Genomic DNA, 15,468 nt, shown 5'->3' with positions numbered 1-15,468 from the left:
ACTTTTCTACTTAAACCTTACACCCTCCACCTTTAAACCTTCTACCTTGAACTACCTCAATTTCAATGTTACAATGGTCATAATCGCAAGCATGATCCCAATGATCCAGAAACGGGTTACAATTTTAGCTTCATGATATCCCTTTTTCTGGTAGTGGTGATGTAAAGGCGACATCAGGAAAATCCTGCGGCCTTCTCCAAATTTCTTCTTGGTGTATTTGAAGTAAGAAACCTGCATAATCACCGAAACCAGTTCTACCAGGAATATTCCGCATAAAATCGGGATTAAAAGCTCCTTACGGATCATCAGTGCAAAAGCGGCTATGATTCCCCCGATGGCCAAACTTCCGGTATCGCCCATAAAAATCTGGGCAGGATAAGAGTTGTACCAAAGGAAACCCACACAAGCACCAACAAATGCTCCTGCAAAAATCATCAGCTCTGCCGAGTTCGGGATATACATAATATTCAGGTAATCGGCCATGATCGTATTACCCGATACATAAGCCAAAATTCCCAGCGTGATACCAATTACAGCAGAAGTACCAGTGGCGAGCCCGTCAATACCGTCGGTAATATTGGCTCCATTTGAAACTGCAGTAATGATAAATACGGTGAACACGAGAAATATGATAAAAGCATATTTCTGATAATCACCTCCTAAAAACTTTAATACCTTGGCATAATCGAACTCGTTGTTTTTATAAAAAGGCATGTTGGTTTTGGTCGATTTTACATCCTGTGTATAGTAAAATGTCTCGCCTTTCTGGCGCAATACCATCGGAACCGTAGAAGTGCTTTTAACATTATCCTGAACAGTTTCTCTCACCACGATATTGGGATGAAAATACATGGTTGTGCCAACAATTAAGCCTAAACCTACCTGACCAACCACTTTAAAGCGACCGGCTAAACCTTCTTTATTTTTCTTAAATACTTTGATATAATCATCTAAAAAGCCTATTGCGCCCATCCAAATTGTGGTGATTACCATCAGAATGACATAAATATTGGTAATATTGGCAAAAAGTAATGTTGGAATAAGAATACCCAGCAAAATGATGATCCCACCCATTGTTGGAGTGCCTTGTTTCTGCATCTGGCCTTCCAAGCCTAAATTCCTAACCGTTTCGCCCACCTGTTTTTTATGTAAAAAATCAATAAGCCTCCGGCCATATACCGTAGTGATGATCAGCGATAAAATGATGGAAATGGAAGCCCGGAAAGTGATGTACTGAAACAACCTTAACCCAGGTATATCATAATGCTTATGCAGGTATTCGAATAATAAATATAACATTAGCTGATTGGTTTTAATTGTTCAAGTAAAATTTCTTTATCATCAAAATGGTTCCTTACCCCATTAATTTCCTGGTATTTCTCATGTCCTTTACCTGCAACAAGAATAATATCTCCTGGCTTCGCTAAATGACAGGCTGTTTTTATCGCTTCTTTTCTATCTAAAATGGATAATGTTTTACGCTTATTTGTCGGCGAAACCCCTGCTTCCATATCGTGGATAATGGCTTGAGCATCTTCCGTACGTGGATTGTCAGATGTGAGAATCACCTTATCACTCCAGTCGCAGGCCACCTGGGCCATAATCGGTCTTTTGGTTTTGTCACGATCTCCGCCGCAACCAATTACCGTAATTACCTGTTCTGTTCCTTTACGGATATTGGCAATGGTACTTAATACGTTCTGAACGGCATCCGGGGTATGTGCATAATCTACAATACCGATAATTTTATCAGCCGAAGTGATATAATCAAACCTTCCTTCCGCACCTGATAAACGACTCAACATCGTGAGTACCCTTAATCTATCCTGTTCTAATAAAATTGCGGTTCCGTAAACGGCCAATAGGTTATAGGCATTAAAAGAGCCTACCAGTTTAAAATAAACATCTTCGTTATCGATATCCAAATGCAAACCACTGAACTGGTTTTCGATAATTTTAGCCTTAAAATCTGCCAGCTGCTTCAGCGCATAAGTCTTTTTATGTGCTTTGGTATTCTGCAGCATCACCATGCCATTTTTATCATCGATATTGGTCAGCGCAAATGCCGATTTAGGCAACATATCAAAAAATGCTTTTTTGGCTTTCAGGTAAGCATCAAAGGTTTTATGAAAATCTAAATGATCATGTGTTAAATTCGAAAACACCCCACCCGAGAAAGTTAATCCTTCTATCCGGTGCTGGGATACGGCATGCGAACTTACTTCCATGAAACAATAATCGCAGCCTGCATTTACCATATCCCTTAACAGCTGGTTTAAGGCAATCGGGTTTGGCGTAGTGTGCGTAGCAGGCACGACGGTATCATTGATGTAATTCTCTACCGTAGATAAAAGCCCGGTTTTATAACCCAGATCTTTAAATAATTTAAAAAGAATGGTCGCAATGGTCGTTTTTCCGTTCGTTCCGGTAATACCAATCAGTTTTAAATCTGCTGATGGATTTCCAAAATAATTGCCGGCCATAATCCCCAGGGTAACCGATGTATTTTCAACCTTGATATAAGTCACCGTAAAATCGTGGATTTCCGGTAAATTTTCACAAATAATTACGCCTGCGCCCTGCTGAACGGTCTGCTCAATAAACTGGTGCCCATCAGCCAAGGTACCTACCACCGCAAAAAAGATATCATCTTTACCTACCTTACGCGAATCGAAATTCAGCGCATTGATTTGCCGATCGGTTTTACCAACCAATTCTTTAATCGTTACACCGTAAAGTAAATCTTGTAATTGCATTTTTTTTATTTTTAGTATCAAGCAGTAAGTATCAAGTAGCAAGGCATACACCTTAAACCTTCCATCCTAAACCCTACGCCTTAAACCCTAAACCTTCCACCTTAATTTAACTCTATTTGTACACCTAATCCTCTACCCACTTTTGTACCGGCAGCTATCGACTGACTAATCACTTTACCGGCACCAAAAACCTTCGTTTTTAAACCTGCATTGCCTAAAAGGTACAAGGCATCTTTCAGCCCCATCCCTGTTACGTTTGGCATTACACCTTTGCGCTCGCTGTTTTCCTGAAAAATTGTGCCTGCACTGGTATCTATAATGTTGTAATACTCAGATTTTGAAGCAAAAAGTGGCTTAAATCCGAAAGCTTTATATACCTTCTGCGTTGCTTTGCTTTGTCCGGCCTTTGTTGGCGGCGTCCCGGTATTGCCAACCAAACGTGTAGGCACATCATTGTACATCTGCATGTCGCTGGCATAAATACGATCGGCAATTTCCCTGAAAACGGGACCTGATACCAATGCGCCATAATAAGCACCTTTTGGATCATTAATTACCACGATCATTGAATATTTTGGCTTATTTGCAGGAAAATAACCTACAAAAGAGGCTTGATACTGTTTATTCGCTCTATATCCTTTATTGGCATCAGCCACCTGTGCAGTACCGGTTTTACCAGCAATCGGATATAACGGATTGTAAACAATCTGCTTTCCGCTACCCTCAGTAACCACGCCTTCAAGCATTTTTTTGATCTTGCTCAGTGTAACATCAGAACAAATTTTTTCATTGATCACCCTGGCTTTAAACTGCTCAATCGGGTTTCCCAACCTTCTGATCTCTTTTACAAAAATCGGCTGAAGCATCTTACCATTATTGGCCACCGCATTATAAAGCGATAACATTTTCAATGGTGTCAACTGCATTTCATATCCATATGCCATTTGCGGCAAGGTCATATTCTTGTTCCAACTTTTATTGGTAACCGGGTTTTTTACTGCGGGCCTGGCTTCACCCGGAATCTGCAAACCCATTTTTTCATGCAAGTGCCAGTCATACAGATGATCGGTAAACTTTTTCGGATTTGCACCATATTTACTGTTAATCAGGTAGGCAATCGCCGCATTGGATGATTGTTCAAAAGCTTTTTTAACGGTTACCACACCGATGCTTCCGTGAGAATCTTTAATGGTATGCCCCGGGATTTTATAGGTACCCGTTCCAACCATGGTATTGGTATCAACCAGTTCATCCTCCAGCAAAGCCATGTAAGAAGCCAGTTTAAAAGTGGAACCCGGATCCTGGTTACCTGCGATGGCGTAATTAAATTTCTCTTTATAAATTCCTTCTTCTACTTTGGAGAAATTAGCCACTGCACGGATTTCGCCCGTTGCCACTTCCATTACAATTACTGCACCATGATCGGCCTTTGATTTAATCAACTGTTTCTCTAAGGCACTTTGTGCCAAATCCTGCATATTCACATCAATGGTCGAGATAATGTCAGCCCCATCCTTTGGCGCAACCTCTGCTTCTTCATTTACCGGGATATAAACACCTCCGGCAATGCGCTGCATCAATCTTTTTCCGGTTTCACCGTTAATATATTCTTTATAAGCACCTTCCAAACCTACACCATTGGCTACATTTTCGTTTTTATAACCGATGGTACGGGCAGCTAGCGCCTGAAAAGGAAGAATCCGTTTATTCTGCTGCACAGCAATTAAGCCGCCGCTAAATTTACCGATGTTATAAAGCGGAAAAGTCCTGATCGTTTTTAGATCGGCATAACCTACTTTACGGTGAATCAATAAGTAACGTGCACTGTCCTGACGGCCCTTACGCAGGTAACGCGCATATTCTTTTGCAGTTTTATCCTGAAAAATCTGCGATAATTTATAACCCAGCGAATCTACCTTCTCATTGAATACTTTATCATCAGCAATACCGCCTGCAAACATATCCATACGCAGCTCATATTCCGGCACCGAAGTAGCCAGCAAACTGCCATCATTGGAGTAAATATTCCCACGGGTAGCTTCTACATTTACATAACGGGTAGAAAGACTATCTGCCATAGCTTTCCATTTTTTTCCCTGTACAAACTGCACCTGACCCAGGCGTAAAAACACCGCGAAAGCAAAAAGCACAATTAAGCCAAATGCCAGATATACACGAAGCAAGATGTTTGCTCTAATATTCATCGCTTTTAACAATTATTTTTTTTGGTGGTTCAATCAGTTCTTTTATACCAAGGGTATCTACCTTTTTAGCAACCTCTGTTAATTTACTTTTGAACATCAGGTCGGCCTTAAGGGATTTATACTCCCATCTTAATTCTTTTACTTCTTTATTTAATTTATCAATACGGCGAACATTGTTTACCGCAAAATGGCTATTGGCGATATAAATCATCCCTAAAAAAGCCAGAAAACACAAATAAGGCAAGGCATCGGTTGCCGCCTCTTTACTTACCAATCCATCATTAAAAAGCTTGCTGATGAAGGAATTGCTATCCATCTTCTCTTCAGCAGTTTTCGGCTTTTTGGGCACAGCTTTTAACTCCGGTTCAGGCCCAGCTTCCTCTTCCTCTATCTCCTCTCTAAACCTGTTCATATTTTTTCTGCAATTCTAAGTTTCGCACTGCGGGCACGATTGTTTTGCGCAATCTCCTCATCACTAGCCACAATTGCTTTACGTGTAATTACATTAAATGGCTTTTGCTGATTTCCAAAGAAATCCTTTTCTACTTCTCCCTGAAATTTCCCTTTTGCCATAAAGTTTTTTACCGGTCTGTCTTCTAACGAATGATAAGACATCACCACCAAATGACCGCCCGGCTTTAACACATCGGCCGCCTGTTGTAAAAAATCTTCCAGCACCTGAATTTCTGCGTTTACCTCTATCCTAAGTGCCTGAAAAACCTGCGCCAGGTATTTATTTTCTTTTCCCTTAGGGATATAAGCCGTTATAGCCGATTTCAAACTATTGATATCAGTAAAAGACTGTTCTAAACGCGCAGTAACAATAGCACGCGCTAAAGATTTTGCATTTTTTACCTCACCATAAATCCCAAATATTTTATGAAGCTTTTCTTCAGGATAGGTATTTAAAATTTCAGCCGCCGTTAAATCACGGTGCCGATCCATACGCATATCCAAATCAGCATTATGACGGATAGAAAAACCACGTTCAGGCACATCAAACTGATGAGAAGAAACCCCTAGATCAGCCAGTATACCATCAACCTGCCTAAAACCTTTTAAACGGAGATTATTTTTCAGAAAACCGAAATTCTGGTCGATAAAAATAAAACGATCGTCTGCCGGAATATTAGCCTGCGCATCCGGATCCTGATCAAAAGCAATCAACCTACCCTTCGGACCAAGATGCTTCAAAATCTCTTTCGAATGACCACCACCACCAAAGGTTACATCAACATAAACCCCGTCAGGCCTGATATTAAGGCCATCAATACAAGGCTGCAACATCACAGGCACATGGTAATTATTCTCCATCAACCCCTCCTTTCTTATCACCCATTACCTTTTGGGCAAGACTGGCGAAATTAGCCGGCACATCATCGAAAATATCTTCGTAAGATTTTTTATCCCAAACTTCAATACGATCTAACTGACAAGCCAGCACCAGATCACTGCCGATACCCGCATAATCAACCAGCGATTTTGGCAAAAGTACCCGACCGGCGGCATCAAGCGAAAGCTCGGTTGCCCCACGAGTAAAGGCCCTTACAAAGGCCCGGTTCTCCTGATCGTAAATATTAAGCTTGGAAAGATCGGCCACAACAGCATCCCAAACTTTCCTTGGATAGATAACCAGGTTTTTTTCAAAACCACGGTTGATAATTAACCCCTCCTTCTCGGATTCAGGCAATTGTTTCTTAAGCGCAGCAGGAACCATAAGGCGTCCCTTTGCGTCAAGTTTACAATCAAATTCTCCTAAAAGTTGAGTCATAGTGGTATCTACACTTTTTATCTAGTGTAAAAGTAAATAGTTCTACCACTTTTTACCACTTTTTACCACAAAAAAGTTTTCCACATCTTTTTTGTTACATTAATGGCTATCAAATATAGCTACAATAAACCTACCTATACAATTAAAAACACATTAATAACTGATAATAAGCAGGTTAAAAACAAATTAAATAAAAGTGTAACGTTCGCCCACTTTTTACACCTAAAAACAAATAATACTAAAAATGAGCATCTTAATAACTTATTGATAGCAAAAATCAACCAGATTTCAATACCCAATTTACATGGTGCACCATACATTAAATACGAATTTCATTTTCAGCCGTTTAAACAAAAAAGGCCTTGCAAAGATCATCTGCAAGGCCTTTTATAAGGTTGTTATCTCTTATTCGTTAATGGCTTTGACACCTGGCAATTCCTTACCTTCCATATACTCAAGTAAGGCACCACCACCGGTAGAAACATAACTCACTTCATCTTCCATTCCGAATTTGGCAATCGCCGCAGCTGAATCGCCACCGCCGATTAACGAAAATGCACCATTATCTTTAGTTGCAGCTACTACCGCATCGGCAACAGCTTTGGTGCCTACCTGGAAGCTTTCCATTTCGAAAACACCCATCGGGCCATTCCACAATAATGTTTTGGAGTTTTTAATTACATCCTGGAACAGTTCAGCCGTTTTAGGACCGATATCTAAGCCCATCCAGTCAGCCGGAATATGACCTGCCGCAACATCTTGTTTAGCAGCATCGTTGGCAAATTTATCTGCAATTACGGTATCAACCGGCAAAATCAGGTTTACCCCTTTTGCTTTCGCTTTTTCGATCAGTTCCAAAGAAAGCCCCTGCTTGTCAGCCTCTAACAATGAGGTACCGATTTCGCCACCTTGTGCCTTGGCAAAAGTATAAGCCATACCACCACCAATAATCAGGTTATCAACTTTCTCCAGTAATTTCTCAATCAAAAGAATTTTATCAGATACTTTAGCACCACCCATAATGGCTGTGAAAGGCCTTTCTGCATGATTTAAAATTTTCTCTGCATTTTCTACTTCAGAAGCCATTAAATAACCAAAGTACTTTGCATTTGGGAAGAACCGGGCAATAATTGAAGTTGAGGCATGAGCACGGTGTGCAGTACCAAAGGCATCATTAACATAAACATCACCCAATTTTGATAATTTCTCTGCAAAAGCTACATCACCTTTTTCTTCTTCTTTGTAAAAACGAAGGTTTTCCAATAATAAAATTTCGCCCGATTTTAAATCAGCTGCCTGTTTTACCGCGCTTTCGCCAATACAATCGTCGGCAAACTTAACGTCAACACCAATAAGCACAGATAAATCAGATAAGATGTGTTTTAAAGAATATTTATCGGTAGGGCCGTCTTTCGGGCGACCTAAATGAGACATCAAAATAACCGCACCGCCATCTTTTAAAATCTTGTTGATGGTAGGTAATGCAGCCCTGATCCTTTTATCATCGGTAATTTTAAATTCATCATCCAAAGGCACGTTAAAATCTACCCTGATTAATGCTTTTTTATCTTTAAAGTCAAACTGGTCAATGGTGTTCATGATTAATTATTTTTGATTTAAGTTTAATTTCATTTCGTAATGGAAACCGATACCCGGGATATCGAACTCAGGCGAATCAGTAGTGAAGCCGATTTTTTTATAAAAAGCTGCTGCGGTTGAGCGGGCATTGCACCATAAATAATCGGTTTTGTATTCTTTTAAATATTCGATAGCAAAAGTAACCAGTGCTGCACCATATCCCTTACCACCTTCATCCGGATGCGTGGCCATCCCACGTAACTGATAACCTTCACCTTCTCCGGGAAAAAAATCATTGCGCATAAATGTAGCGATAGATTTTATTTCTCCATCTCTAAAAAAACCCAGATGAAAAGTGTCGTAGGCCAGGTCTCCTTCAAAAACACAGGCCTCTAATGGTTTACCGTTGCGTAAAACCAGGCTCCTTAAAGGCAGAACTTCTTCAGGAAGAATGAATTTGACCATATTTATTTTATGATTAGTCTGTACCCAAAGAAATCGCCATTGAATACACCGCAAACGTTTGCAAAGTTAATAAAGCAATTGAAACACACTAATAATAATGCCAGAAAGTGTTAAAATTTTGATATAAAACCCATCTAATCAACCACCTTAGCTGAAGCGAACATAAAATGCACATCGTGCAAAACAGACATCCGATTTACTTGTTTGATTAATAGGCTCAGAGCTGAACGAGCAATTTTCGCCTTTGGATAGCTTAAAAACCAGCTTTTGATTAAAGCAAAAATCTATCTAAGGGCATTTACAAAAAACAGTTTTTTCTAATATACCAGTTCAGGCAAAAATTGAATTATCATTTGATGTAAACAATGAAAGAAGAAAACATACAAACAGCAGCCAGGGTATTAATGGGCGCGGGTTTAATAACCGCCGGGATTGGGCATTTAACTTTTGCCCGTAAACCTTTCCAGGCACAGGTGCCAGATTGGGTACCTTTAAAGAAAGACGATACTGTTGTGTACTCGGGTTTTGTTGAAATTGCCCTGGGCACTGCTTTGGTATTAGCGCCTAAAAAACATCAGGCATTAATTGGCAAAATTGCCGCTGGCCTGTTTGTTAGCGTTTTTCCAGGAAATATAGCTCAATATACCCACAAACGAAGCGCATTCGGGCTTAATACAGATAGCAAACGCTTTTTACGCTTATTTTTTCAGCCAGTGCTGGTTTATTGGGCATTAAAATCAACACAAAAACCCTAAATTATTTTGTATTAAGGATATTGATTTTTTTCACGACATCGATTAAACGACTGCTATAACCGTATTCATTATCGTACCAGCCCACTACTTTAACCAGGTCGCCAACAATCGAAGTCAATAGCGAATCGAATATGCAGGAATGTGGATTGTCAATAATATCAATGGAAACAATCGGATCTTCAGTGTACTGAATAAGGCCTTTCAATTCATTTTCGGCAGCATATTTAAAAGCTGAATTAATTTCTTCGATGGTGGTTTTCTTCTTTAACAAACAGGTAAAATCGGTTAACGATCCATTTAAGACCGGAACCCTGATTCCCGCGCCACCTAAACGCCCATCCAATTCTGGAAAAATATGGGTAATGGCTTTTGCTGCCCCTGTGGTAGTGGGGATAATAGAAGATGAAGCTGCTCTTGCCCTGCGCAAATCTTTGTGGTTGGCATCATGCAGATTCTGATCTCCAGTCATAGAATGGATGGTTGTAATATAACCTTCCTCCACGCCCCAGTTGTCGTTCAGAATTTTAATCATTGGGGCAATATTATTGGTTGTACAGCTCGCGTTTGATAATATAGTGCTGGTCAGATCAAGATGATCGTCGTTTACGCCTAATACCACCATGGGAATATCTTCTGCAGCCGGTGCAGAAATCAAGACCTGTTTTGCACCTGAGGATATATGTTTTTCAGCTGATGTCCGCGTCAGGTTCCTGCCCGTACAATCAATAACCAAATCAACACGCAGTGCCGACCATGGCAGCTCATCAGCTGCTTCAATGGCAAAAACGGGAATGGAAAGGTCATTAATTACCAATGCATCGGTTTTAGCCGAAACGTTACCCTTAAAAACACCGTGAACACTGTCATACTTAAACAAATGCGCCATTGTTCTGGCATCTGCAAGATCGTTTATGGCTACTACATCAAAGCCTTCGGCCAATGCCAGGCGTAAAAATGTTCTTCCTATTCTACCAAAACCATTAATTGCCAGCCTCATGATTATAAAAATTAGAGCGCAAAATTAGTATTAATTTGCCATTATGAAAGTAGCGATGCCAGAAGATGTAGATGCGATGATAAAAATACAATAAGATGCTGCAACGGCAATTTAACCATCAGATCAAAAGATATTATTTCAACCAAAAAACCTATCATTGCTTTATAAAGCAAAACAACATGAACGTTATCCTCGCTTCTACCTCTACCATATATGGCGGCAATTACCTGGAATACCTGAAAGATGAGCTGATTAGCCTCTTTGCCGGATTAGATGAAATTATATTTATACCTTTTGCAAGGCCGGGAGGCATTTCACATGAAGAATATACAAACACCGCGCGCGGTTTTTTCTCCAGTTTAAATATCAGCGTTAAGGGATTGCATGAATTTGATGATCCTGTTAGTGCAATCCAAACAGCGAAAGGTTTTTTTACAGGTGGTGGAAATACCTTTCTGCTGGTAAAAACATTGCATGACTTGGGACTAATGGCACATTTAAGCGAAAACATCAAATCGGGCAAACCTTATTTAGGTTGTAGCGCCGGCAGTAACATTGGCGGCCTTAATATGAAAACAACCAACGATATGCCTATTGTATATCCTTCTTCTTTTGAATGTATGCGCCTGGTACCTTTTAACATTAACCCCCATTACCTTGACCCGATTCCGGAATTGAAGCATAACGGAGAAACCAGGGAAACGAGGATTCTGGAATTTTTAACGCAAAACAACATCAGGGTAATAGGCCTACGCGAAGGCAATTGGATCAGGATATCAGGCGATAAGATCACTACTGAAGGCAGTGAAAACACCAGGATTTTTGAAGCAGGAAAAGCGCCGTATGAACGCCAGCCCGGTAGTTCATTATTGTAATTTATCAGATAGCGATACAGCTATTGAAGATAAATTCAAATAGCTACAAGTTTATGATTCTACCCGGCATCATAAACTTGTAGCCAGTATTATCTACTAAAGATGATCTGTAAGGCAGTACTTCGTTATGCCACCACAGCACTTGTTTTTTTTCTTGAGCGAAGATAGATCACCAATCCGCCAAAAGCAACAATTAATATAATGGGTATAATCAAGGTGGCTCGTAAAATTTCCGGACCTGCAAGATTTTTGGCATTGGCCAGCGCCAATGCATATTCAGAATTTTCCGGTGCTTTTAGGTAAGCATCAAATGAAGCACCTGCAGGCAGATGTTTAACAATCAGGCTATCGTAAAAACTACCCATGAACATGGTGTAAATAGAAACGGCAAACATCCCGGCCCCGCCCATTAAGTTTAAACCGAGTGCGCCTGATTTAGGAACATTTTCAGCAACAAAACCGATCATGGTTGGCCAGAAATAACAAACACCTATTCCAAAAACGATTGCCGCGAAGAAAACTGAATTTCCGGTAAAAGTACTTAGCATGTAAAGCCCTGCTGCAGCAAATACGGCAGATAGAAGCAGTACGCCCTGAGGCGCAAGACGGTGCACCACAGGCTCTGCAAAACCCCGCCCAATTACCATGATTCCGGTTGTTAGCGTGAGCAACAAAATGGCATTGTCGGTTACGTTCTTCAACAATAAACCTATCCATTGACCAGTAAATAACTCTGTAATGGCGGTACCAAACATGCAGATGAACATGAAGATAAACAGTGGAGAAAGTACTGCTTTATACATATCTGAACTTGAATAACCAGACGATACCCTTTCGGTAACCGGAAAATCCAGCTTCGAAAAGAGGTACCCATAAATTAAGGTAGGGATAATCATCATGGCTACCTGCACTTTCCACCCTAATCCAAGCTGAACAAATAGCGTAACCAACAATGTGCCGATTACAATCCCACCAGGAAACCATAAGTGAAAGTGATTTAATTTAGTTGTTTTATTTTCCGGATATAACGCGGCAACCAATGGGTTACAAGCAGCTTCAACAGTACCATTAGCAATGCCGATGAGCAAGGTAGATAAAAAGAGGCTCCAATAGCCCTGGGCAAAAATAGTCAGGATAATACCGGCCAGGTGAAAAACAAAGGCCATAACCAGTAAACGTTTCATGCCGATTATATCCACGACAAATCCTCCAACTACAATAGCCAGTGGAAACCCCCAGAAGGCAGCAGCCGTAATCGTACCCAATTCTGCGGTACTTAATTGAAAATCTATCCCCAGCTGGTTCATGATCCCGGCACGGATACCAAAGGACAGAGAGGTGACGAGTAATGCCAGGCAACTTGCCCAGAATAATTTTGTGGTTTTAATGTTAAGCATAAGCTCAGATTTAGTTTATAATTGGTTTTTAATTTCAGAAGAAAGATTTTAGGAATGATGAAAGTCTTCTCTACTTAAAGAAAGATATATTGTACATTCAATAGGAATCCGGTCAGGTAAATACGCTAAACCTCCAGCTAAAACCCTGAGGCAGTAAATATGCCGGGTTTTAAACCAGCCTGCTAATTTAATGAGTTGGCGCTCCTCCATTTTCATTGGAATATTTGGTTTTATAACACGCAAAAAGCAGTGTTATAGACAGATGATGATGATCGTTAAACGCCATAATAATAAACAATTGAATCGATTAATGCAACGGCTGATGATAAACTTCATTCGTTTGCAGGTAATCTATGGTCAATGAGTATGAAGTATTAGAGATTGATAAATTTGATTTTCTCCCTGTTAATCTATAAATTGAGGCAGAATCTTATCCAGACTACAATAACCTTATGAAAAGCTATCTTTTTATTACCCTTTTAGCCATTTCTTTTGCTGTTCAGGCACAATCTAATACAGCAAATTATAAATATATCATTGTTCCAGAGAAATTCAGTTTTTTAAAGCAAGTTAATCAATATGGACTAAACACCCTCACCAAAGCACTTTTTGAGGAAAAAGGTTTTACAGTATATTTTGATAATACCGAAATACCACAGGAAATAGCGGCCGACAGATGTAAAGCCCTTACTGTTGACCTGCAGGAAAAAAACAGCATGTTTGTAACCAACCTTACCCTCCTACTTAAAGATTGTAAAGGTGCCGTGGTGATAAAAAGCAAGGAAGGTAAAAGCAGAGAGAAAGAATATAACACTTCTTATAATTTAGCGTTGCGAGATGCTTTTACAACCTTTAACGATTTTAGTTACTCAGCCGATCAACCAACCATGTTAACCGGCAACTTGCCAGTACCAGCAAACACAAGCATGGAGACAAAAACTGCACCTGTATATATTGATCAGCCTACGGCCACCAAACCAGAACAAAAAGAAGCGCTATTATATGCTCAAGCCATTGGCAACGGCTACCAACTTATCGATGCGACACCTAAAATTGTAATGATCTTACTAAAAACCTCTGTGGAGGATTGTTATATTTCAAATAACGGAAATGCAAACGGCATCGTTATCAAAAAGAATGGCAATTGGTTTTTTGAATACTACAAAAACAATGTTCTTGTTTCGGAAAAATTATCGATTAAATTTTAGTAGTTACATCAAGAGGTGGCCTGTAAAATTTATTGTATTCAACAGGAAAATTATCATAATCAGATGAATTCATCACCTGCATCATCAATATAGATTGCTATTTTGAACAATCATTTTCTGTATATCCATATCAGTTACGCAACTTATTTCCTATAGCACATGGCACGGCCTTGCCACGGCTCGCCACCGGTTAGTTACTATTTTTGACGTCAAAAAGAATCAAAAGACTCCTTTATTACTAAAAGGTACTGAAAACAAAGTAACTAATGGACATTTAAAACGCTATTCCTATCTGTAAAATAAATCCAACAGTAATAGGATCAAGCATGCCGAATTGTTATGGTTGTAAGACCATTGAAAAATAGTTCCATTAAAATTCGATTTAAAGGTTAACTTGTTAGCATCAAGCTGGAAATGTACGTCAATACAGCCTTTTCAACTGAATAATTGAATAATTAAAATACAAACACTTTTTTGCCTGATTTTTAAACCCGTTCGTCGAGAATTAAGGTACGTTGGTATAATTGAGGATTTTCTTCTGCAACGTTTTGTAGGCCATGACGTCTTATCTACAAAACAACAACAAATATTAATAAAATATAAACAACAGCATTATGAAAACCTCTATCAAAACCCTAACAAAATCAGTATTAACAGCTATCGCTTTAACTTCTGCAATTTTCTCAACAAGTGTAATGGCACACGAAAAACAGCCAATCAAAATTTCAACGCCTAAGGATATCCAACAAGTTATTGTAAGCGGAAATGTAGAAATTACGCTGCTTCAAGGTGAAAAAGAAAGCGTAAGCTATAATGAAGATAACACCGGTAAAGTAAAAGTGATCCAGGATGGACACGCCTTAAAAATCAGTTCAACCGATGGAAATGTGGCTAAAATTACCGTTTCTGTAAAAAACATTTTCAGAGTACAGGCATCTGATAACGCTGTAGTAAAAACTTCAGGTAAATTAAATTCAAAATATCTTCAATTATTCTTAAACGGAGATGCTGTTGCAGCGATCGACTCTAATACCGAAGGTTTATATACAGTAATTGAGGATCGTGCGGATCTAAAATTAAGTGGTGCTACTCAGGAACATATCCTGGTAATGGGCAGCACACCAAAACTTAATTTAGACAGATTTGCTGCATTGAAAACACAAATGAGCTCACCAGTAGGTGCAACTCAAACTGCAGCATTAGCCAAATAAATAATAAAATTTAAATAAAACGGGAGCGGTGAATTTATTCATCGCTCTTTTTGTTTATACAGCGCCGGCCAAGCCTAACCATTTAGCTGACGGAAAGATATACCCGCTAAAATAAAGGGATTCCTTTCTGTATTTTTTTTGATAAAATAGCCCTTTACATTAGATTTGATAAATCGTTTTACTAATTTGGCATCTTAAAAAGATTTACATGATTAATGATACGGATGGTTCCACATCAATGCTGATATCGC

General features: G+C 39.5%; 14 protein-coding genes. 4 read left to right on the top strand and 10 right to left on the bottom strand.

Annotated elements, in window-relative coordinates:
- Window positions 1-51: 51 nt before the first annotated feature.
- From mraY to ACIQXP_RS12415, 8 genes are all read right to left on the bottom strand, one after another.
- Window positions 52-1,299: a phospho-N-acetylmuramoyl-pentapeptide-transferase gene (gene mraY, locus ACIQXP_RS12450; protein WP_387503991.1), complete on the bottom strand. Its 1,248-nt coding sequence runs from the start codon at window positions 1,297-1,299 to the stop codon at window positions 52-54.
- Window positions 1,299-2,756, bottom strand: a complete 1,458-nt coding sequence (locus tag ACIQXP_RS12445) for a UDP-N-acetylmuramoyl-L-alanyl-D-glutamate--2,6-diaminopimelate ligase (RefSeq protein ID WP_387503989.1) — start codon at window positions 2,754-2,756, stop codon at window positions 1,299-1,301. Before ACIQXP_RS12445 ends, mraY begins: the two co-directional genes overlap by 1 nt.
- Before the next feature lie 101 nt (window positions 2,757-2,857).
- The gene (locus tag ACIQXP_RS12440; protein ID WP_387503988.1) at window positions 2,858-4,960 is read right to left on the bottom strand and encodes a penicillin-binding protein; all 2,103 of its coding nucleotides are present in this window, start codon (window positions 4,958-4,960) and stop codon (window positions 2,858-2,860) included.
- Window positions 4,950-5,372 (bottom strand): FtsL-like putative cell division protein, encoded by a 423-nt coding sequence (locus tag ACIQXP_RS12435; RefSeq protein ID WP_090982481.1) that lies wholly within the window; start codon window positions 5,370-5,372, stop codon window positions 4,950-4,952. Before ACIQXP_RS12435 ends, ACIQXP_RS12440 begins: the two co-directional genes overlap by 11 nt.
- Window positions 5,369-6,274: a 16S rRNA (cytosine(1402)-N(4))-methyltransferase RsmH gene (rsmH, locus tag ACIQXP_RS12430; RefSeq protein WP_387503986.1), complete on the bottom strand. Its 906-nt coding sequence runs from the start codon at window positions 6,272-6,274 to the stop codon at window positions 5,369-5,371. Before rsmH ends, ACIQXP_RS12435 begins: the two co-directional genes overlap by 4 nt.
- Complete coding sequence (gene mraZ, locus ACIQXP_RS12425) at window positions 6,264-6,731, bottom strand: division/cell wall cluster transcriptional repressor MraZ (protein ID WP_134204018.1); 468 nt, start codon at window positions 6,729-6,731, stop codon at window positions 6,264-6,266. The genes rsmH and mraZ overlap by 11 nt, the downstream gene beginning before the upstream one ends.
- Window positions 6,732-7,136: 405 nt before the next feature.
- Window positions 7,137-8,330: a phosphoglycerate kinase gene (locus ACIQXP_RS12420; RefSeq protein WP_293741866.1), complete on the bottom strand. Its 1,194-nt coding sequence runs from the start codon at window positions 8,328-8,330 to the stop codon at window positions 7,137-7,139.
- 6 nt (window positions 8,331-8,336) lie between these two features.
- On the bottom strand, window positions 8,337-8,774 hold the full coding sequence (locus ACIQXP_RS12415; RefSeq protein WP_293741867.1) for a GNAT family N-acetyltransferase: 438 nt from the start codon (window positions 8,772-8,774) through the stop codon (window positions 8,337-8,339).
- A 365-nt stretch (window positions 8,775-9,139) separates the two neighbouring features.
- Here ACIQXP_RS12415 and ACIQXP_RS12410 point away from each other — a divergent pair, with 365 nt between their 5' ends.
- Window positions 9,140-9,529 (top strand): DoxX family protein, encoded by a 390-nt coding sequence (locus tag ACIQXP_RS12410; protein WP_293741868.1) that lies wholly within the window; start codon window positions 9,140-9,142, stop codon window positions 9,527-9,529.
- Window position 9,530: 1 nt separating this feature from the next.
- On the opposite strand, the gene gap is transcribed toward ACIQXP_RS12410, so the two are convergent.
- Window positions 9,531-10,526: a type I glyceraldehyde-3-phosphate dehydrogenase gene (gene gap / locus ACIQXP_RS12405; protein WP_293741869.1), complete on the bottom strand. Its 996-nt coding sequence runs from the start codon at window positions 10,524-10,526 to the stop codon at window positions 9,531-9,533.
- Window positions 10,527-10,705: 179 nt separating this feature from the next.
- Between gap and pepE the strand changes: the two genes are divergently transcribed.
- Entirely contained in the window at window positions 10,706-11,401 is a 696-nt protein-coding gene (gene pepE, locus ACIQXP_RS12400; RefSeq protein ID WP_293741870.1) for a dipeptidase PepE, read from the top strand.
- A gap of 125 nt (window positions 11,402-11,526) precedes the next feature.
- Here the strand turns inward: pepE and ACIQXP_RS12395 are convergent, their stop codons facing one another.
- On the bottom strand, window positions 11,527-12,798 hold the full coding sequence (locus ACIQXP_RS12395; RefSeq protein WP_387503985.1) for an MFS transporter: 1,272 nt from the start codon (window positions 12,796-12,798) through the stop codon (window positions 11,527-11,529).
- 452 nt (window positions 12,799-13,250) lie between these two features.
- Between ACIQXP_RS12395 and ACIQXP_RS12390 the strand changes: the two genes are divergently transcribed.
- Both ACIQXP_RS12390 and ACIQXP_RS12385 read left to right on the top strand, forming a co-directional pair.
- Window positions 13,251-14,006: a hypothetical protein gene (locus ACIQXP_RS12390; protein ID WP_387503983.1), complete on the top strand. Its 756-nt coding sequence runs from the start codon at window positions 13,251-13,253 to the stop codon at window positions 14,004-14,006.
- A 614-nt stretch (window positions 14,007-14,620) separates the two neighbouring features.
- Entirely contained in the window at window positions 14,621-15,217 is a 597-nt protein-coding gene (locus ACIQXP_RS12385) for a GIN domain-containing protein (protein ID WP_387503982.1), read from the top strand.
- Window positions 15,218-15,468: the final 251 nt, after the last annotated feature.

Source organism: Pedobacter suwonensis (assembly GCF_044762335.1).
Classification (GTDB): Bacteria; Bacteroidota; Bacteroidia; order Sphingobacteriales; family Sphingobacteriaceae; genus Pedobacter.
The sequence above is the reverse complement of the archived record's forward strand: the minus strand, read 5'-3'. Positions and strand labels throughout refer to the sequence as shown.